Source organism: Colwellia sp. MB3u-8, from assembly GCF_014076985.1.
Taxonomy (GTDB): Bacteria; Pseudomonadota; Gammaproteobacteria; order Enterobacterales; family Alteromonadaceae; genus Cognaticolwellia.
In genome coordinates this window covers 337,649-358,225 of record NZ_JACGVA010000068.1, presented here as the reverse complement: position 1 = coordinate 358,225, position 20,577 = coordinate 337,649, and the positions used below count along the sequence as shown (strand labels likewise).

Genomic DNA, 20,577 nt, shown 5'->3' with positions numbered 1-20,577 from the left:
ATACAACACCTTGACATCATTATTGAGTTGAATGTTATGGGCATTATTATAGTGGCGGATAGGTCAAATTATTTTTCTGGTAACTGCCAAATTTTAAGTAACTCAACAGAAACTTCAGCGTAGCTAAAACGCAATACCTGTTGCTGTGATTGCCACGGTAATAGCTCAGCATTATAAGCTTCACATTGCTTTACTAACGCTAACGAAATTTTGGCAACAATAAGCTCGCCAAAATTTTGTAATACGTCCGCAAAAAATAGCGATTCTATGTCTCGAATTCCGGCGGTAATTACTAAGTTTTTTGTCACTAAATCACAAAACACCCTGAGATGTCAAAAGCGCTTTAAATCGATCGATTGATTTGAAAAGTGCTTAACGTCGACTAACATCAGGTTATAAATGGCTTGCGTACCCATGATAGTCATGGCGGGTGAAATGGCACTGATCTCACCCAGTAAGCTCTAAATTGCACTATTAGACATTGGTAATAAGCGCGATGTCATTGAGGGATCCACACGGATAACATTGGCGAAACCTTCTAGCGTTGAACTCTCATCTTCCATTAACGCTTTTATTTAAAAATACGTGTCAGGTAAGGCAAAAGAACCATTGGCTTGTTGGGCATATTCAAGAATATTCATTAATGCTTAATTGCCTTATTTAAGCATTTCTCGACTGAATTTAATCGCCCTAATTAAAGCCTTGTTAGTTTATTTATTGCCCAAATGTTGAACCAAAAAAATCACCACTATGCCACTCTGGTCGCGCCACTTGGTTAGCAATTTCCAAACCTATCATCATATTAACCAATGCAAAGTTAGCCGCTGCTTGGTAATTTATGGGTAAGGTAATTTCGTCACTGTGTTGGTGGTAATGATTTTTCAAGAAATCACCAAATACCGCACCCCCATCAATATTGGCATCTGTTGATTTAAAGCCTGTCATTAAAAATACCGATGGAATGCCAACCTTAACAAAGCTGTAATGATCGCTACGGGTAAAAAGCGCCTGTTCTGGCATTGGGTCTTCACTCAGTTCTATATCGATTTTCTTGGCTGCTGTCGCAACAATTTTCCCCATCGTTGAATGAGTAGAGCCAAAAGCGATAACATCCGCAAAGGGATATAAGATTAACGGCATATCCAAATTCACATTGGCGACTAATTGCGACACAGGTAGGGTGGGATTATTGGCAAAATAACTCGAACCTAGCAAACCTTTTTCTTCGCCGGTCACGACAACAAACAATACTGAACGTTTTGGCTTGATGGGCATTTGTGCTAATAAACGTGCGGTTTCAAGTAATATCGCCACACCCGAAGCATTGTCTAAGGCGCCATTATTGATAATGTCTTCATTGTCACTATCAGCGCTTATGCCAATGTGATCAAGGTGGGCACTAAATACAACATATTCGTTTTTTAATTTTTCATCGCTACCTGCAACGGCAGCGATAATATTAGGGCTAGTGATCTGTTCATGACGTGAGCGGTTTTTCAAGGTAACTGGATAAGGCAAAGCAAAACCTTTAATGGCCTTATTATGAGTATCGGCAGCATAAATATCAGCTAGGGTGCTTGCTGCGCCTACAAATAAAGCCTCGGCGGCCTCTTGAGCTATATAAGCTCCGGTGATAATTTTTTCTTGTTTACCAAACGGCATATTATCTTGAGTAAGCCAGCTGACACTCGGCGCTTTTGCATATTGCGCCGATTTTTCAAAACTGCGTACTTTTTCACGTTTGGGACTGTGTATCGTAATAAAACCAATAGCACCATGTTCTGCAGCATGTCGACTCTTCTCGGCATTTGAGCCGATATGTGCACCTTCTTCAGAGGGTAAATCATCAGGTCGGCCAGTTAAAGCAACAACAATTTTGCCATTAACATCAAGGTGCTCATAATCGTTATAACCAAACTCTGCAGATATAACCCCATAACCAACAAACACGGTTGGGGCGGTAATCGCCGTTTCATTTTGTAAGCTTGAGCCTGACATTAAAAAGTCTGTCAAAAAATCCAGTTCAATGTCGCCCGCTAAGCCATGAATAGTTACTTGGGCAGAGCCGTCAATAAGATAACTTTTACGAAATCGGACTTGCTGTTCAAAACCGAGAGACTCATTGCTTATATTGCTCCCTTTTGGGGTCAAACCCAGTTGCTTAAAATAAGATTTCACATAGTTGGCCGCAATTTGGTAGCCATTACTACCGGTATCTCTACCCTGTAAGGTGTCATCAGCCAAAAATTCTATATGGGCTTTGATATTGTCAGCATTAACCTCACTAGATAAGTCTTTTAGGTTAATTTGCAAAGGCGCAGGGGTTGGCTTATTACAGGCAAATAAAGCGATGACAGCAAGGGCAATTAGGCTTGATTTTTTGATTATCTTTGATGGGCATATATTCATGGTCTTTCATTAACCTCTACCAACTAGACACGTAAATTACTTGCTAATTGGGCAATTAATGCAGTCATTTGGTTTTATTATTTTGTAATTACATTTATATTTTGGCCTATTTAGCAGTATACCTCACTAAAGTTGGCTAAAATTGGCTAAAAAACATCTCAAGACACGCTATCGACTGTCATGTAAGAAAACTAGTTCCATATTACAAAAGCAAACTCTGGCTAAACCAAACAGTGTTAATATAACTTTGCGTGCTTGTGCTTGCTAGTCGAAAATAGGCACGCCTGAGTAGCGTTTTACATGCTCCATAACCACATAAGTATGGGTTTGAGAGACTCCTGGCAACTCAACAATATTACCTAATAGTATCCGATAGGCTTCCATATTTTCAAAACGTAATTTTAATAAATAATCAAAGCCACCAACCACCATATGACATTCAGCAACTTCTTTAATTTCAATAACCTGTGCACGGAATTTATTAAATATATCCGCAGTGGTACGATCAAGAGTCACTTGAATAAAAGCTGTCATGCCATACTTTAACTTACTGGCATTTAAAAAAGCACCATAGCGCTCGATATAGCCTTCTTGTTCAAGACGTTTTACCCGCTCTAAGCACGGGCTAGCACTTAAATTGACCTGTTGTGCCAGGGTACTATTTGAAATTCGACCATTTTTTTGTAAAGCATCTAAAATAGTTAAATCGATACGGTCTAAGGTTTTAGGTTTACTACTTGTCATTTTCAGTCATTTTTATGGTTAATCACTTTATTTACAGCATAAATTACCGCAAACAGCTAAAAAACGCCAACACATTCAAATTTTAGTTCATTTAAAGGCAGATCAAAAATAGCCACTATAATGATAAAATAATTATGGTGGCTAAGGTTAGATCTAAAAAAACCACATATAAGCTAATTGTTAGTGGCTTTTTTCCGCATTTTTCTTCCAGTACTAAATGCTAGGGTTTAGCTTTCACTGAACAAAAGGCGAGTTATTTCTTCGGCTGGTAACGGTTTAAAATAGTAATAACCTTGACCATAAACACAGCCCATTGCTCTTAATAATTGCGCATCCGATTCATGTTCAATACCTTCACCCACCGTCTCCATATTTAAATTGGCGGCTAAATCAATAATGGTTTTAATAATCGCTTGATGATTACTTCTTTCCTGCACACTATTAATAAAAGAACGATCAATCTTGATCACATCCATTGGAAAACGATGTAAATAGCTTAAACTCGAATAGCCAGTGCCAAAATCGTCAAGCAAAATCTTCACACCCATCTTGTTCAATAACCGCATATTGTCGAGCACAACATCACTATTGTCTAATAAAGCTCGCTCGGTCAATTCGACACGAATTTGATGTGGCTGCACACCGGTTCTATCGATAATAGCCTGAATATCTTGCGGTAAATGTAAACTGAAAAAATGATTACAATATAAGTTACAACTGACATAAAGTTGATCTGAGCCTAAACTCTGCTGCCACAGTTTGAGCTGTTGGCATGATTTTTCTAGAATTTGTAAATCAATCGCCATCACTAAATTGGTTTCTTCTGCTAGTGCTATAAAATCATCTGGTAACACAAAGCCACGCTTATCACTCTGCCAGCGCGCCAAAGCCTCAAAGCCCACGACCTCACCGTCAACCAGTTGTACTATAGGTTGAAAGTAAGGTATAAATTCTTGGTTATCAATGCCCTCTCGAATATCATTTTCCAGTGCCACGGCGTTTTGCATTTTTGTATGCATACTTGAGTCAAAGACCTCAAAGCGCCCTTTGCCGTTATTTTTTGCGTGATACATGGCTATATCAGCATCTCTGAGCATAGCATCAGCGCTAGTGTAGCGTTCGTCATTAAATAACACCCCTATGCTGGTGCCTATAAATATGGTCTGATTTTCAATGATAAATGGTGAAGATAACAAGGCTGTTATTCGATCGGCAATTTCATATGTTCCAGCAGTACTCTCAATATTTTCTATTAAAATAACAAATTCATCACCACCTAAGCGCGCAACAGTATCATGGCCTCTGACCACGTCAATTAACGCTCGAGCAATTTCTTGCAATAAAAGGTCACCCGCGTGATGACCTAAATTGTCGTTGACCATTTTAAAGCGGTCTAAATCTAGGAAAAATACAGCAAATTTAAATTTTGGTCGCCGTTTATTAAAGGCAATAGCCTTATTTAATAGCTCAATAAATACGGCTCGATTAGGTAAACCAGTGAGAATATCGTGTGAGGCAGTATACTGCAGTTGTTTTTCGGCTGCTTTACGCTGTTTAATTTCATCTTCTAAATCGGCAGTGCGCAATTTTACTTGCTGCTCTAACAGTTCATGCGCTTTGCGCTCATTATCAGTAATTTTACGACGATTCATCGCTGAGGCTACATGCCGTGAAACAAATCGCAATAACTCAGCATCTTGTTCAGTAAAGCATATGGCCTGCTGGTAACTTTGTAAAACCATAGCACCGAGTATTTCACCCGAATGAACTAATGGTACGCCAAGCCATGATACAACATTAACATCCGGCTTAATGGTTTTACCTTCTTGATGTAACGCTAACATAGCTTGTTGATCGAGCAAGACAGTTTCACCGCTTCGTAAGACTAATTCAGTAAAGTGGTTTGACAGTTTTCTGGGTGGATAATTTTGGTCGGTGTTATTACACCCTTGGTCGAGCAGATAAGCAAAAAACAGTTCATTATCTACCTGATTATAATTAGCAATATAAAAATTTTCTGCATTGATTAACTGTCCAACAATGTTGTGCACCATGTTGTAAAAAGTATCAATATCTAAATCGGGATCATTGGTGAGTTCTGAAATTCGGTATAACGACTCTTGCAGTAACTCCGCTTTCTCTCGATCGCGAATTTGTGCCATTAATTCTTGTGTACGTGCATCAACGGCGGCTTGTAATCGCTCTCGATCCTGTAAGCGCGCTAATGCGGTGACAATATGTTGAGCGGCAAATTCCAGTAAATCTCGTTCAGGCTCTTGATAACGCGTTGCTGCAGAGTAACTTTGCACGGCCATAAGCCCGATGACAACACCATCATGTATCAAAGGAACACCAAGCCAATCGATGCCTGTGGCTCCGATAGACTTAATTTTTTTCTCTTGCGCTAGTTGTACAATAACTTCTGGTGTCGCCAATAAAGCTTTTCCCTGTTCAATAACATAATTTGTCATTGAACCTTTAAAGTCATCCATGGGGTAAACACCCAGAGCCATTTTGTCTTTCTCATCAATATGATAAACAATCTCTAAGGTCGATAATGTTTGTTCATATAGCACGATGTAAAAGTTATTGGCACTCATCACAGTAGCAATCGCGTGATGCACTTGTTTAAAAAATTCACTCAGGTCAACACAATCAATTGATAATTGGTTTAGTGTCAATAAGGTGGTATAGCGGTCTTGAAGCTTTTGATACTCGTTCAGTAATGTAAGAGATTCTTTTGCCGAACCTGCATCTGAATTGGCTAATGGATCTAATAAATATAATGAATTTGTCAACTTTTACACCATACTACACAGTTAAATTTTTATTATGAGGCCGATTATATATCCCCAAATTTTTTACATACCATTTAAAGTATCAAAAAACAGGCAATACATATAGCTAAAAACTTACTTTACTGGCTAATTTTTTGAGACTGAACAACTTCTGCTTTATTGCCACAAACTCCAGCTTGTTTGTCGTCTCGATAGTAGCGAATATCAATACAATCTTGTTGGTATCTGCGTTCCAATTCTGTGCGTATCAAAGGTTTATTTTTAGTGTTAATAATTTGTTTATGCAATGACTGACATTGCTGCACTTGCTCTGCGGCTAAGGTTACATCTTCACAAGCACTATTATTACTACTACATGCTGAAAAAAATACCACTGAGGAAACTATCACAGCCAGGTTTTTTATCATCTTACTTCTCTTTTATTTACAAAATTAATTAATAACTGATAATAACTGATGATGAGATGGTTATGAAGACTATAATGTATAATGCTTCTTGTACTCATACATGGATCAGTTAGCGAAAATTATTTCAATAGGTATAATACCTAAGATAAAGATTAAGCATTAGGGAAATATTATGCAAGTACAAGTTATTGATTATCAGGCAAGTGATGCCGCAGAAAAATTTGTTGAAAGTTTACGAAACACAGGTTTTGGTGTGTTAACTAACCATCCAATTCAACAAGCTTTAGTCGATAAAATATATCAAGATTGGTCTGTGTTTTTCTCACAAGAAGAGAAAAAAGGCTTTGCCTTTGATGCTGAAAAGCAAGACGGTTATTTTGCCCCTGAAATATCAGAAACCGCCAAAGGCCACAACAAAAAAGATATTAAAGAATATTATCATGTCTACCCTTGGGGACGCATTCCAGCACAACTGAAAACTGATATTCTTAATTATTATAAAATGGCTTCAGATCTAGCGAGTGAGTTACTTGATTGGGTAGAAAAACATAGCCCACCAGAGGTCACTAAACACTATTCTGAGCCGCTGTCGCATATGATCAAAGATACGCCAAACACCTTGTTACGCATTCTACATTATCCGCCATTAAACGGCACAGAAGAACCCGGTGCTATCCGTGCCGCAGCACACGAAGATATCAACCTACTGACTATTTTACCCGCAGCCAACGAGCCTGGTTTACAAGTAAAAGCACAAGATGGTGAATGGCTAGATGTGCCCGCTGACTTTGGTCATTTAATTGTTAACATAGGTGATATGCTGCAAGAAGCATCGCAAGGCTATTTCCCATCAACCAGTCATAGAGTGATAAATCCAACAGGGGAAAATGCCGCTAAATCACGCATTTCTTTACCACTATTTTTACATCCGCGTAATGAAGTGGTCTTGTCAGAAAAGCACACGCATGCGAGTTACTTATTAGAAAGATTAAAAGAGCTTGGCGTAAAGTAATACCTGACCACGTCAACCTGATAGATTAAATAGCTTAACTTAATAAGAAGCCATCACATTGTGATGGCTTCTTTAGTTTTAAGTTTTAAGTTTTAAGTTTTAAGTTTTAAGTTTTAAGTTTTAACGATTAAAACATTCTCCCTACAAGCTTTCACTGCTTATACTATCTAACACCGGTGCCTGAGCTGAAGGCACTTTTTTATTGCGCTTAAATAATGCTTTAATATCTTCAACAATAAGGTAGAGGCAAGGGATAAGTACCAAGGTGACTATGGTGGCAAATAGCACGCCAAAAGCTAGAGACACCGCCATTGGAATGACAATTTGTGCTTGTGCACTCACTTCAAAGAAGATAATTGGCACTAAACCAATAAAGGTAGTAATTGACGTTAACATGATGGCTCTAAAGCGTTTACTACCCGCATGCATCACCGCATCTTTTAAGCGTTCACCACGTTTTCTAGCATTATTAACATAATCAACCATCACGAGCGAGTCATTCACCACCACCCCGGCAGCCGCTAGTATTCCCATTACAGATAAAGCACTTAAGTCCATACCCAAAATAAAGTGCCCAAGTACTGCACCAATCACACCAAATGGAATAACCACCATAATCATCAGCGCTTGCGAATATGATTTTAATGGTATCGCTAGCAATGAAAATATAATCATGGCTGAGATGACAAAATCGCGTAATTGATCATCAGCACTATCCATTTCTTCTTGAATACTGCCGGTGACTTCACTGTTAACTTGTGGGTATTTTCTTAATAATTCTGGCATGAAATTATCTTGAATATCATTAGCCACTTTAAACGGTTCGACCTGATCCGCATCAACACTGGCCCAAACGTTAATGGTACGATTACCATTTTCACGGCGAATACGTGTCACACCATCTTGTAAGCTAATAACTGCCAGTTCAGATAAAGGTAATTCCGCACCATTGGGCGCTTGTATCATTACATCATCAACATGACCCACAGAGCTGCGTTGCTCAAGCGGGTATCGCACCATAACTTTCACTTCTTCACTGTCACGTAAAATGCGCTGCGCTTCTAAACCATAAAAGCTATAACTCACTTGTGAGGCAATGTCTGCTAAGGTTAAATTCAAGCTATAGGCTAACGGCTTTAATTCAAATTGCACCTCTTTAGCGCTAGTTTGGCGGCTGTCATTAACATCACCAATGCCTTTAAGCGAGTTAAGCTTAGTTTTTAATTCTTTTGCTGCTGCGAGTAATTCTGCATCATTTTGACTTTCTAATCGAAAGGCAATATCACCATCATCTCGGCCGCCACCAAATAAGTTGTCACCTATAGTGAATGATTTAACGCCGGGATAATTTGGAATAGCTTTACGCCATAAATCAGCCAGTTCAAAGGTATCCATCGGCCGTAATTCAGGTGTCACTAACTTCACCATTAACTGGCCACTGGTTCTGCTGCGCAAATCGACCTGCATATCAGAGATCATTGAATTACCGTATTGCTCGGTGATTTCTTGATCAATACGGTTAATAACCCCTTGAATATTTAGCAAGGTATCTAAGGTCGCTTGTTCAGAAGCATCAACATTCATTTCGACAGTAACACGCGGAAAATCATGTGGAATTTTAGGCTGGCCAACAAAACGCACAAAACCGCCACTAAACAAACCACCACTGATGAGCATTAAGCTAATAAAAAACATTAATACCCCATAACGATATTGAATAAATATCGCTAAAGCTGGGCTATAAACATGCTCAATAAAGCTTTTTAACTTGCTATCAATCCAGGCGCGTAATCTATCAATCGGATTTTTAGGGCTAAATGCTTTCATTTTCATTTTAACTAAGTGCGCAGGCAAAATAAGTTTAGATTCAATCAAAGAAAAAATTAAGCACAAAATAACCACAGAGCCAATAGCTTTACCAAACGCTGAAGACGGCCCTTCGCCAAAAAGAAAGGGCAAAAATACCGCAATCGTAGTTAAAACACCAAAGGTGGCCGGCATGGCAACACGCTTGACACCACGAATAACATTGTCGGTACTATGGCCATGCTCTTCAATTTCTTCATGGGCACTCTCCCCCATAACAATCGCGTCATCAACCACAATGCCTAGTACTAAAATGAAGGCGAACAAACTAATAACGTTGATGGTGACATTAACAAACTCAAGTGGCATGACAAATAAAGTACCGAGGAAACAAACCGGTAAGCCCATCATGACCCAAAAAGCCAAGCGCACGCGTAAAAATAGTGCCAACATTAAAAATACCAACACAGCACCACTTTTCATGTTGTCTACCATCATGTTTAAGCGACCTTCGAGGTAGTAGGTCATGTCAACCCAAGTTTCTAACTTGACCCCTGCAGGTAATATTGCTGACTTTTCTTCAACGTATTTTTTCACCACACTAGCAATATCTGTGATGCTTTGGTTATCAGCGGCACCAATAAATAAGGTGACTGAGTTTTCACCGTTGAACTTAGAATATTGTAGACCTTCTTCAAAACCATCAATAACAGTGGCAATTTCACCTAACAAAATACGCGTGCCATCGGCTAAAGTTACCACCGGAATTTGTTCGAACTCATAGCCTCGATAAGCTTGATTTTCTACCCTTAGGTTAATATAGCCATTTTCTGCACGGATTTGTCCCGCCGACATATTACGAGAATAACTGCGCACCGCATTGGCGATATCATTAAAACTTAAGCCGTACTCTCGCAACTTATCTTTACTGACTTCAATAGAGATTTCATAATCTAAACCACTAAATAAATCAGAGATATTAACCGCAGGTAGTTGCTGAATTTCATTATGAACTTTACGGCCAAGCTCTTTTAATTCACCGTTGGTTAGATCGCCATATAAACTCAAGTACATCACTTCTTGACGAAATTTTTCCCGCTCGACTTTTATTCGCTCCATGCCATCAGGGAAGCTAGAGATTGAGTCTATTGCTGATTTAACTTCCTCTAACACAACTTGAGGATCATAATCTAACTCAACTTCAAACCAACCGTTAGAGAAGTTACGATTTGAATAAGTAATAACACGCTTAAGACCTTGAACCGTATCCAATGCCTCTTCGATTTTAATGGTTATGCCTTCTTCGACTTCTTGTGGTGCGGCTCCAGGGTATGGCGCCGTGTAAGAAATCCAATTGATCTTAACTTGTGGAAACATTTGTTTATTGATGGTTTGAATGGTGAGTAAACCACCCACTAAAATAAAAATCATCAATAAGTTGGCGGCGACACTATTACGAGCAAACCAAGCTATAATACCGCTATGTGTGTCAATACTGTGGTCAATTTCAGCAGGTTTTTTAGGCTTAATAGCGCTCATGGTTATTCCCCTGGATCACTGTCATTTAATGCAACTTGCGACTCACTGGCAATAGCCTCTACTGGCTGATCATTAAGCTTGTCAGCTTGGTCAGTAATTAACGCCAGTTTCATCCCGTCAACTGGATAGTCAAGCGCTGAGACAATTAATTGATCTCCATCAGCTAAACCATCAGAAATAATAACATTTTGACCATCTTGGCGAACAATTTTTACGGTTGAGTAATGTAATTTAGATTCACTGTCCAACAGCGCAACGCGACTATTTTCAACTAAATAACGCGGCACACTGGCCGCTTGTGCTATGGCTTCACCGACAATGTTTGCCTTAACATAAGCACCAAAGCGTAACGGCGTTTTTTGATTGTTATCCCCTAAAGCATAAGGGTCAAAAATTTCAGCCACTAAATAACTCATGCGACTTTTGCTATCAATAACACCTTCACTACGGACAATTTTCGCTGCCCATAAGGTCTCGCGGCCAGCAAATATGCCGGTTAAATTAACACTGGCGTCTTTACCTTGTGCAATTAAAAACTCTAATTGATTATCGGCAACGGGTAAACGTACCTCAGCAATGGCAGTACCGAGTAATTTACCTATCATACTACCGGTGCCAACAAACGAACCTAAACCGACATTACGGCTGTCGATCATCGCATCATACGGTGCTCTAATTTCGGTACGTTCTAAATTACGTTTAGCGCGCAGAATAAACGCTTGTGCGGATTTTACTCGTGCTACTTCTTGGGCTAATTGTGGTTTACGTAAACTCAACGCCGTAGGCGCTGCATCGGTAATACGTTGCCATTCTTGCTTAGCAACTTGCCCTTGTGCACGTTCCTGTTCTAAGGATGCCTGTGCTGATGCCATGGTTGCTTGGGCTTCAATGAGTGCCGCTTGATAATCACTCGGATCTATACGGGCCAATAGCTGACCTTGCTGAACAAAACCACCACGAACAAATTTTTCTGATAATTCAACAACTTCCCCGCTAACTTGAGCGACTAATTCAGTTTCATATTTTGGTTTAACCACACCGTAGGAATCTACGAGTAAGGTCATGGGTGCAAGTGAAATCGCTTCAACAGCAACGATAGGGGTATTATCAACAATGGCTTTTTCTTCTGGTGGTTTTTTCATACTTGAAAATAAAAAGAAAATCAAAAAACCAGCGATTAAAATGACAATAGGTATAATTATTTGTTTTTTCCGTGTCACGATTTCGTCCTCGTAAAGTCTACATAGTTGTAATTTTTAATTTAGTTGCCAATAGGATACAGAAATTACTGGCTACAAAACTAACAAAGTTGTAAATGCTTGTTACAACTTTCGCGCCACTTTTGAAATTAGTCCAAATTATAATAAAATAACTATAAATAACAGATAGTTAAAATATATTCTTATTATAAAAAAACAAATAAAGCCTTAAATTAATAGTAATTTTAATAACATGTTGGTTTTTTTCACTATTAATTAAACTTTTATAAAAATTTTTGTCGAATTGACTAATACAAGACTGCGTTTAAGCGCTGTTCTTGTATTTATTGGCCCAATATAGAGTAACGCCAAAACAATATTTAACATTAATACATAAAAAAAGGTACAAGAGATCACTAACACAAAAGTAAAAACCTGAGCATTAATACCACCACAGTCATTTTTGGTGGCTTAATTAACAGCAACCAAGGCACTTGAGTTAAGCTATGCATACTCAGGGTTACAGTTTTTTATTAAAATAAGTTAATTAAGCACTTGTACCTAAAAGTAAGTACATTAGTATTCATCATCTAAAAAGAGAGTAATTTATGTTGTCAAAAATCAGTGCCTTTTTCCAATTATTAAGCGAAGAAAATAATCAGCAAGCAGGTGAGTTAAGCTTAGAAATTGCCGGTAGTGTCTTATTATGTGAAGTCATGCTTGCCGATGGTCAACTTGATAACGCTGAACAACAAAAACTCAAGGATATTATTGCCAGTCAATTTCAATTAACGGGCGATGAAGTCACTGAGATCATCAAGCACTCGCTCTTACTTTGTGAACACGCTACTGATTTTTACCAATTTACTTCTAAAATCAACGAAAATTACAGTACTGAACAACGGGTGAGAATGTTAGAGCTTTTATGGCAGGTCGCTTATGCCGATGGCGAACTCGCTAGCATTGAGGAGCATATTATTCGTAAGATTGCCGATTTATTGCATTTACGACATAGTGAATACATTCAAACTAAACTAAATATGCAATTAAAAGCAGTACAGTTAAATAAAAATTAGTCCCAGCATTGAAAGTTATAGTTAACTTGCCGCCAGATCGGTTATTATAGCCGCAAGTTAACTGACCTCAAGAATTCACATGGCAAGCATCGGCAAATACAACACTCTTCCTGTAGTAGCAATTACTGACAATGGCGCATATTTAAATGCAAATGAATTAGGTGAATTGTTATTACCTAATCGTTTTGTGCCTGAAAATTGCCAAGTGGGTAGTGAAGTTAAGGTTTTTATCTATGCAGATACTGCAGATAGAATCGTAGCAACAACGGAAAAGCCATTAGCGGAAGTTGATGAATTTGTCTCGTTAAAAGTTAGCCAAGTCAATAAAATGGGTGCCTTTCTAGATTGGGGCTTACCTAAAGATTTACTGGTACCTTATAACCAACAACATACCCCTATGGAAGCGGGCAAGTATTATCTTGTTCGGATCTTTCTCGATCTCAAAACTGACCGTTTAGTCGCCTCCAGTAAGTTAGATAAGTTTATTGATATTTGGCCAGCCGAATATCAAAAATGGGATAAAGTGACATTAACCATTGCCACGAAAACTGACTTGGGTTTTAAAGCGATTATTAATGATCTGCACTGGGGTTTACTTTACGATAATGAAATATTTAAGCCACTACGTACGGGTAAAAAAATAACCGGCTATATCAAGCAAGTACGTGAAGATGGTCGTATTGATTTATCATTGACCCGCCCAGGCGAAGGTAAAGTTAAAGACTTTAGTGAGGTATTATTAGCTCATATTGCAGAGCACGACGGTTTTAGTCCATTACATGATAAAAGTGACCCAGAATTGATCAAGCGTATTTTAGGCGTCAGTAAAAAAACTTTTAAGGCCACAGTAGGTAATTTAATGAAAAACGGTAAAATTACCATTGAAGCGAAAGGCATTCGCCTAAAAGATTCTTAATCTTTATAATCACTTAAAACAAAAAAAGCCCAAAAGGGCTTTTTTTATGAGTCGTTAAAGTAGCACTTTAGACCGGCGTTATTGCGTACCACCCACCGTCATTTGATCAATTTTCAAAGTCGGTTGACCAACACCAACTGGCAAGCTTTGACCGTCTTTACCACAAACACCCACACCTGCATCTAGTTTCAAGTCATTACCCACCATGCTCACGTTCTTCATCGCCTCAGGGCCACTGCCAATTAAAGTGGCGCCTTTTATGGGTGAGGTAATTTCGCCATCTTCAATTAAATACGCCTCTGAACTCGTGAAAACAAATTTACCCGAGGTAATATCAACCTGCCCACCGGCAAAATTGGGGGCGTAAATACCTTTTTTAACTGATTTGATAATATCTTCAGGCTTATGTTCACCTGCCAACATATAAGTGTTGGTCATGCGCGGCATAGGTAAGTGTGCATAGGATTCACGTCGGCCATTACCTGTGGGCTTTACGCCCATTAAACCGGCATTGTGTTTGTCTTGCATGTAACCTTTGAGTACACCTTTTTCAATCAGCACGTTGTACTGCCCTGGCGTACCTTCGTCATCAATACTGATCGAACCACGACGATTTGCCATAGTGCCATCATCAACAATAGTACATAAATCAGAGGTAACTTTTTGGCCAATTTTTCCCGAAAATGCTGAAGAGCCTTTACGGTTAAAGTCACCTTCTAAACCATGACCAACCGCTTCATGTAGTAATACCCCTGGCCATCCAGCACCTAGCACTACCGGTAATAATCCTGCCGGTGAATCAATCGCGACTAAGTTAACTAAGGCTTGGCGAACGGCTTCTTCTGCATAGGCTAAATAACGGGGTTTATTATGCGCTAACTCAAAGAAATAACTATAATCTGTACGCGCACCACCACCGGAACTAGCGCGCTCTCGCTTACCATTTTCTTCAACTAACACCGAACAATTAAGCCGTACTAATGGTCGTATATCGGTGGCATAAGTGCCATCACTGGCCGCCACCAATATTTTTTCATAAATACCTGACAAATTAACAATCACTTGCTTAACCCGTTTATCAACACTACGGGCATGAGCTTCTACTTCGTGTAATAAGGTTATCTTTTGCTCTTGAGGCAAACTAGCCAGTGGATCTGTCGCCTGGTATTGAGCGGGGTTTTGCTGCATTTTTTTGCCATCAAAAACTTGCACTCGCGCAGACTTTTCAGCATTAGCTATGCCTTTCGCCGCATCAGCTGCTTTCTTTAATGCGCTGGGCGAAATATCATCCGAGTAGGCAAAGCCGGTTTTTTCACCTGATATAGCGCGCACACCAACACCGCGTTCGATGTTATAAGAGCCTTCTTTGACTATACCGTCTTCCAGCATCCATGATTCATGGCTACTGGATTGAAAATATAAATCCGCTAAATCGACTTTACGTTGGAAAATGTTATCCAAGGTATCCATCAGCATACTTTGATCAATTTCACTATTGGCTAAAAGCTCTATCTCAACATTATTCATACGACATCAACTTATTTTTAAAACGATTATGAGTGGCAACAGGCATAGCTTTACGCACCTTGTCTAATTCTTGTTCTTGGTAATCAGCACAAATAATACCTTTTGAGGTATCAAGCTGAGCCAGTATTTCGCCCCATGGACTAATGATCATACTGTGGCCCCAAGTTTCTCGGCCATTTAAATGCACACCTTCTTGTCCTGCGGCGACAATATATACTTGATTTTCAATCGCACGCGCCTGCAATAAGGTTTGCCAATGTGCGGCGCCCGTTACCCGAGTAAAAGCACTGGGTACAGTAATAATTTTTGCCCCTTGCTGGCACAGCTGGCGAAATAGTTCGGGAAAACGCAGATCATAACAAATTGACAAACCCACATTAACGCCAGCAAGATTCACTACGCTAACATGATCACCGGCTTTGACATAACGAGACTCACAGTAATTTTTTTCGTTGTCTTGCACCGCAACATCAAACAAATGAATTTTATCATATCTTCCCAGTTCTTGGCCTTCAGGGGAGAAAACAAAACAACTGTTAGTAAATTTTTCTGGCTGGTTTGATAGTACCGGAATACTGCCCGCCACGAGAAAAACATTATATTTTATTGCCAGTTTTCCAAGTCGAGTTTTTAGGCCATTGCTTTGCTGGTTTTCTTTTGCCAACGCCAGTTGCGCTTTATCTTTACCACCGAAAAACAAACAGCATTCAGGCAACAAAACCAGTTGTTGTTGCGCTGGTTCCAGGGTAGCTAATTGCTGTTCAATATCAGCAATATTGTCTTCAACACAGGTATTAGAAGACATTTGTATCGCACAAATTTGCATTATTTTATTGCCCATCATCATTAATCAATGTGTTCCATCCATATCATCCATCAAAACCCCACTAAAAAGGTTGTTTTTCAGGCTGCTCTGAAGCCTTCATTTTAGCAGCATCTGCTGAAATATTTTCAACTATTTTAGGCGGTGAAGAGCGGCCAACGCTGATATTTTGATTTTTACGACTGACTTGTTTAAATTGCGGATCGTCTAAGTTTCCTGTTACTTCAAAATTAATTTCAGCAATTACCGTAGACGTGATCACTTCATCCAGTGCCATGCCCGCTAAAAATGTTACTGGATTTAGTGTCGCAATCCAAGCCAAAACCGGCAAACTAGAGGTTAAATTGGGTTTATATGACATCCGATAATCAAGGTCACCATTATTTAAATTGGTATTACCCACTATGGTTAAATCACCGGCAGTGCCACTCATCTGGACATTATCAGTATATGCCACGCCATCTTTTACCATAAAGCTGCCTTTTAGCTCACTATAAAACATACCATCACTAAAAATATCTCTGAAATCAAAACTAAGTTTACGCACCAGTGACTGCAAACTTAACAAGGATAAAATACGCACGCCTTTATCATCAACATCAGCCAAATAGCCATCATCAAAGGTTGTTGATAGCTCGCCATTAAGCGACGCCGTTGCAAAGTCATGCGGCCCACCCTGCCAATCAAGCTCGTATTTCATCTCGACACCACTATCTTTTATAATCGAAACGTAACCTAGCTGCGCTATTTCGCCCGCCACATCATCAGTCGCCAATGTGCCGGTAACACGAGTATTTGACCCCTCATTGTCTTGTTGCCACTGAACGTTAAATGCCAGCGCATTATTACCGCGTTTAGTGGTGACGTTTTTCAATAATAGCGTATTTTCATCTGCTCGCTCTAAGGTGAAATTTACCTCACCAAAGTCATAATTATCATACTGGCAACTTGCACAGGTCACCTTTAATGGTGGCACATTAGCAAAAATCTCCGCATTACTCACAGTGTCAATTGGTGGCGATATTGGCTGTTTAACTGAGTTTATTAGCTCAGATTCAGTCGCTATGTTACTTTGTTGCGTTTGCTTTAGTTCGCCAACCGCTGGCTCAACTTTGTGAGTTGGCGCTGGTTTTACTGATGCTGTACTACCAGATTTTGTCTCCTCAGTAACCTCTGCCTCAGCAATCAGATTTTCATCCGTCACAGTTTTATCAACTGAAGTGCTATCAACCAAAGTGTTATCAACAGAAGCTTCAATGCTCTGTGCTGGCACTAACTCATTTTTAGCACTGCTTAAATGAACAAAATCTGCATTAATGTCTATACCTTGCTGATGCCAGTCTGGATAAAACTTAGCTGAGCCTTTTAGTTCTTTAGCATTGATATTAAGCAGCCATCCATCCGACTCAGGGATAAAGTCAAAATTGACTTGCTGGAAATTTTTATCATAAACCATTAAGTTGCCAACCTGACCCTGTATTTTATCAGGCGCTGATAATAAGCTCTGCTCATGGGTTTTTATCTCTGATGGCACGGCTGATGAATTTAACTTGTCTGCTGTGGACTCAACCGCCGCTAAAATATCTAACACTAAAGGCTGCCATTGCTGATAATTTGCTTGGGCTAGATCAGCACTAATATGAAATCCTGAAATGGGTGACTCTAAGGTCTGCTTACCTAGTACTAAATGCGCTAATGAAAAACGCGTTTGTTGATGATTCAGTAAAGCATAAAAGCCTAATTCATCACCCATATCAGCATTTATGGTGCTATTAAGCTTATTGCCAAAGGCGTGAATTTTTACCGCAACTTGTTCGCCTATGCGCTTACTAAAAGGTGCGGGTAAGGCTAAATTCACCTCATCTAAGCTAGAGTGTATTTGGTAATCATAGTTAAATTTATCATCACTAATATTCAGTGCTAACATACCTTGCCAGTCTATTTTACCGTCGGCATATTTAACTAATTCATCAGGCAATTGTCTTTGCCATTGGCACGTTTGCCACTGACCTAGTGTTTCAATACTGACGTTATAGAAATCAGGCTTTTGCTGAGCGGAAACATTAATCGTTAACGGCATACCGCGCCAATCAAGCTCAATACCCGAAACAGTGATGAGATCATTCTGATAGTCTAAGCGGCCATTAACTTGGCTAAAGTCCATTCGCGGTGTTTGTAACGCAACATGATTATTTTTAAACTCAACATAACCTTTAGCCATAACAGCTGCAGGATTATTTAACGGTAATGTTAAAGAGAAATGACCATTAATCGGCGCTGAAACCACCACTTGCTCTAATGTTACACCAACCGTTTTTTGCATTGGACTCGCCGCCATCAGTTGCCGCACTAATTGCGGCTCAGTTTGAGTAATGTCGACATCAACCGTTAATACTTGACTACCTGTTAACTCAGCAATGGCGGCTTGAACACCGGTCACGTCAATGCCCGACAATGTGCCTTCTCTACCGGTAATAAGCATACTATTATTGCTGAAGTTTAAGTTCGCGGCGAAGTTTTCAATCGCCGGCCACTGCGGGTCAAATTTAAATGTACTTTCAGACAACTCAGCGTCAACCACAAAAACACCTTCACTGTGGTTAAATGGAAAGCTGTTTAAGGGCCCATTAAATAACACTAAAGCCTGCTTAACCTTACCATCAACAATCGCGCCATTTAGGTAGTTCACCAGACCCTCACCCATTAATAAATGAGGATAAAAATATTCAGCAAACTCTGCATTACCCTCACTAGCACTCGCCAAGAGTGACATTGTTATCGCTTGATCTTTAAAACGATTTATTTTTACGTCTGCATTTAAACTCAGCTGTGGCGAATTAAATACTATATTTTCAACCGAAAATTGCCAGTCATCCGCTGAAAACTTTGCATTAATCAAACTCGTTAAGCGAGTGTAAGGAATAGGGTATTTAAAATGTTTATCGAAATCGAGAGCGCCATCAACAGCACTTAATGATATTTGCAGCTGATGATTAGCATAAACTAATTCACCACTGACATTGTCAATGCCGGGAATACCTTGACTAAAATGGCTGTCAACATCGCTAAATGCGGCTGTTATAGCGAAATTATCCGCAGTACTGCGAAAATGAATATCTTCAACTCGGCCAACCGCATCAAGATCTAGTAATAGTTTTTCAAGACCAACGTCGTCAACTAATAGCGGTGATACGCCGGCAAAACTGGCTAACTCGATAGCATTAATATAACCATTGATATGGGTACCATTAACCTCAGCCATCAAGGATATTTTATTAGTTTCCGTACCATTACGTTTAACAATTAATGGTGAGGTTACTAGATTAAACGCTGATTCGTCTAAGGTTTTTATTTGAATATCACCACCTATAATCTCAAACTTTTGGGCTTTACCCTGATGCTGCCAAGTGATTTCATTATCACCAAGAGCGAGCTGAATAAACTCTGGCTTACCCGTATTAAGCTTTAACCAAGCACTAAAATTAATCGCTGAGTGGGTCTTGGCATCCTTAATCGCTAGCAGTCTTCCTAACCAAGGAGTAATGTCAATGTCATTGGCTTCTAAATAGGCTTGGCCACTGAGTTGATCAAACCTGGGGCCTTGAAAGTCTAACAACACTTTTAAATTATTAGAGCTTAGACCGTCCACGATAATAGTACCGTTAGCTCTATGCTGATTGTTTTCATTTGTCCAAAACATTTCATTAATGGTAAAGGCTCGCACCCCAGCAAGGGTATGATAAAGCACATGGCTGTCACGAATAGAAAAACGAGAAATTTGTTCAAGTAATATTGAGGAAAGTGACGTTATTAAGTCTTTATTATCCGCTTCATTGGCAGAAATTTCTGCGGCGGAGTTAGCCAATGCCGCTTGTTCGAAGACTAATTCTGCGCCCGAGATAACAAAGTCTTGCGTAACTAGTTTTCCTGAGCGCATGCTGCGCCAAAAGTCTAATTCAACCGCCAAACTTTCAAAGTAGACTTTACTCTTGTTATTAGACAAAAGCTCAACTTGTTGGGTGATCAATGTTGGGCCTAACTGACCCCAACCCATGCTTAACGAGCCAATAGAGATATTACTGTTATAGCTGTTGTTGAGGTAATCTTCGACCGTTTGGCGATAATTATGGGCATAGGGTAAAAATAAGCGCAATAGACTAATCGACACGGCAAAAGCTACCAACAAAATTGCTAATAGTTTATACAGACGTTTGAGCCATCTATTTAAGACCGTGGAAACACTCATTAATATTTTACCAACACACATTATTCACTGATAGGAACCAAACAATACCTATGCTGCTAGCACAGGTCACGTCAG

The 20,577-nt window shown here is 39.5% G+C and carries 14 protein-coding genes; 3 read left to right on the top strand and 11 right to left on the bottom strand.

Translation table 11 applies throughout. From position 1 onward, the window contains the following. Window positions 1–68: 68 nt before the first annotated feature. From H4J54_RS19535 to H4J54_RS14010, 6 genes are all read right to left on the bottom strand, one after another. Complete coding sequence (locus tag H4J54_RS19535; RefSeq protein ID WP_310650129.1) at window positions 69–308, bottom strand: HDOD domain-containing protein; 240 nt, start codon at window positions 306–308, stop codon at window positions 69–71. Between the two features lie 153 nt (window positions 309–461). Beyond that, window positions 462–563, bottom strand: a complete 102-nt coding sequence (locus tag H4J54_RS19530; protein WP_259367075.1) for an HDOD domain-containing protein — start codon at window positions 561–563, stop codon at window positions 462–464. A 151-nt stretch (window positions 564–714) separates the two neighbouring features. Continuing rightward, window positions 715–2,409: a M28 family metallopeptidase gene (locus H4J54_RS14025; protein ID WP_182191610.1), complete on the bottom strand. Its 1,695-nt coding sequence runs from the start codon at window positions 2,407–2,409 to the stop codon at window positions 715–717. A 264-nt stretch (window positions 2,410–2,673) separates the two neighbouring features. Then, complete coding sequence (locus H4J54_RS14020; RefSeq protein ID WP_182191609.1) at window positions 2,674–3,153, bottom strand: winged helix-turn-helix transcriptional regulator; 480 nt, start codon at window positions 3,151–3,153, stop codon at window positions 2,674–2,676. 227 nt (window positions 3,154–3,380) lie between these two features. Further along, complete coding sequence (locus tag H4J54_RS14015) at window positions 3,381–5,951, bottom strand: EAL domain-containing protein (RefSeq protein ID WP_259367074.1); 2,571 nt, start codon at window positions 5,949–5,951, stop codon at window positions 3,381–3,383. Between the two features lie 119 nt (window positions 5,952–6,070). After that, the gene (locus H4J54_RS14010; protein ID WP_182191608.1) at window positions 6,071–6,358 is read right to left on the bottom strand and encodes a hypothetical protein; all 288 of its coding nucleotides are present in this window, start codon (window positions 6,356–6,358) and stop codon (window positions 6,071–6,073) included. Window positions 6,359–6,530: 172 nt separating this feature from the next. Here H4J54_RS14010 and H4J54_RS14005 point away from each other — a divergent pair, with 172 nt between their 5' ends. Further along, a complete protein-coding gene (locus tag H4J54_RS14005) occupies window positions 6,531–7,370 on the top strand; it encodes an isopenicillin N synthase family oxygenase (RefSeq protein ID WP_182191607.1) in 840 nt (279 codons plus the stop codon). A gap of 141 nt (window positions 7,371–7,511) precedes the next feature. Here the strand turns inward: H4J54_RS14005 and H4J54_RS14000 are convergent, their stop codons facing one another. Beyond that, complete coding sequence (locus H4J54_RS14000; protein ID WP_182191606.1) at window positions 7,512–10,715, bottom strand: efflux RND transporter permease subunit; 3,204 nt, start codon at window positions 10,713–10,715, stop codon at window positions 7,512–7,514. Window positions 10,716–10,717: 2 nt separating this feature from the next. Further along, window positions 10,718–11,935: an efflux RND transporter periplasmic adaptor subunit gene (locus H4J54_RS13995; RefSeq protein WP_182191605.1), complete on the bottom strand. Its 1,218-nt coding sequence runs from the start codon at window positions 11,933–11,935 to the stop codon at window positions 10,718–10,720. Window positions 11,936–12,522: 587 nt separating this feature from the next. Between H4J54_RS13995 and H4J54_RS13990 the strand changes: the two genes are divergently transcribed. Beyond that, window positions 12,523–12,990 carry a TerB family tellurite resistance protein gene (locus tag H4J54_RS13990; RefSeq protein ID WP_182191604.1) on the top strand — a complete coding sequence of 156 codons (468 nt, stop codon included), beginning with the start codon at window positions 12,523–12,525 and terminating at the stop codon, window positions 12,988–12,990. 79 nt (window positions 12,991–13,069) lie between these two features. After that, entirely contained in the window at window positions 13,070–13,906 is an 837-nt protein-coding gene (locus tag H4J54_RS13985; protein ID WP_182136631.1) for a S1 RNA-binding domain-containing protein, read from the top strand. 78 nt (window positions 13,907–13,984) lie between these two features. Here the strand turns inward: H4J54_RS13985 and tldD are convergent, their stop codons facing one another. The 3 genes from tldD to H4J54_RS13970 form a co-directional block, all read right to left on the bottom strand. Continuing rightward, a complete protein-coding gene (gene tldD / locus H4J54_RS13980; protein ID WP_182191603.1) occupies window positions 13,985–15,433 on the bottom strand; it encodes a metalloprotease TldD in 1,449 nt (482 codons plus the stop codon). Then, a complete protein-coding gene (locus tag H4J54_RS13975; protein ID WP_259367398.1) occupies window positions 15,426–16,238 on the bottom strand; it encodes a carbon-nitrogen hydrolase family protein in 813 nt (270 codons plus the stop codon). Before H4J54_RS13975 ends, tldD begins: the two co-directional genes overlap by 8 nt. An 82-nt stretch (window positions 16,239–16,320) precedes the next feature. After that, entirely contained in the window at window positions 16,321–20,502 is a 4,182-nt protein-coding gene (locus H4J54_RS13970) for a YhdP family protein (RefSeq protein WP_182191602.1), read from the bottom strand. Window positions 20,503–20,577 lie beyond the last annotated feature (75 nt).

Excerpts from the sequence above, each read along its gene's own strand:
- H4J54_RS19530 (WP_259367075.1), bottom strand. The coding sequence starts at position 563 with ATGGAAGATGAGAGTTCAACGCTAGAAGGTTTCGCCAATGTTATCCGT.
- H4J54_RS14025 (WP_182191610.1), bottom strand. The coding sequence starts at position 2,409 with ATGAATATATGCCCATCAAAGATAATCAAAAAATCAAGCCTAATTGCC.
- H4J54_RS14020 (WP_182191609.1), bottom strand. The coding sequence starts at position 3,153 with ATGACAAGTAGTAAACCTAAAACCTTAGACCGTATCGATTTAACTATT.
- H4J54_RS14010 (WP_182191608.1), bottom strand. The coding sequence starts at position 6,358 with ATGATAAAAAACCTGGCTGTGATAGTTTCCTCAGTGGTATTTTTTTCA.
- H4J54_RS14005 (WP_182191607.1), top strand. The coding sequence starts at position 6,531 with ATGCAAGTACAAGTTATTGATTATCAGGCAAGTGATGCCGCAGAAAAA.
- H4J54_RS14000 (WP_182191606.1), bottom strand. The coding sequence starts at position 10,715 with ATGAGCGCTATTAAGCCTAAAAAACCTGCTGAAATTGACCACAGTATT.
- H4J54_RS13990 (WP_182191604.1), top strand. The coding sequence starts at position 12,523 with ATGTTGTCAAAAATCAGTGCCTTTTTCCAATTATTAAGCGAAGAAAAT.
- H4J54_RS13985 (WP_182136631.1), top strand. The coding sequence starts at position 13,070 with ATGGCAAGCATCGGCAAATACAACACTCTTCCTGTAGTAGCAATTACT.
- tldD (WP_182191603.1), bottom strand. The coding sequence starts at position 15,433 with ATGAATAATGTTGAGATAGAGCTTTTAGCCAATAGTGAAATTGATCAA.
- H4J54_RS13975 (WP_259367398.1), bottom strand. The coding sequence starts at position 16,238 with ATGTCTTCTAATACCTGTGTTGAAGACAATATTGCTGATATTGAACAG.
- H4J54_RS13970 (WP_182191602.1), bottom strand. The coding sequence starts at position 20,502 with ATGAGTGTTTCCACGGTCTTAAATAGATGGCTCAAACGTCTGTATAAA.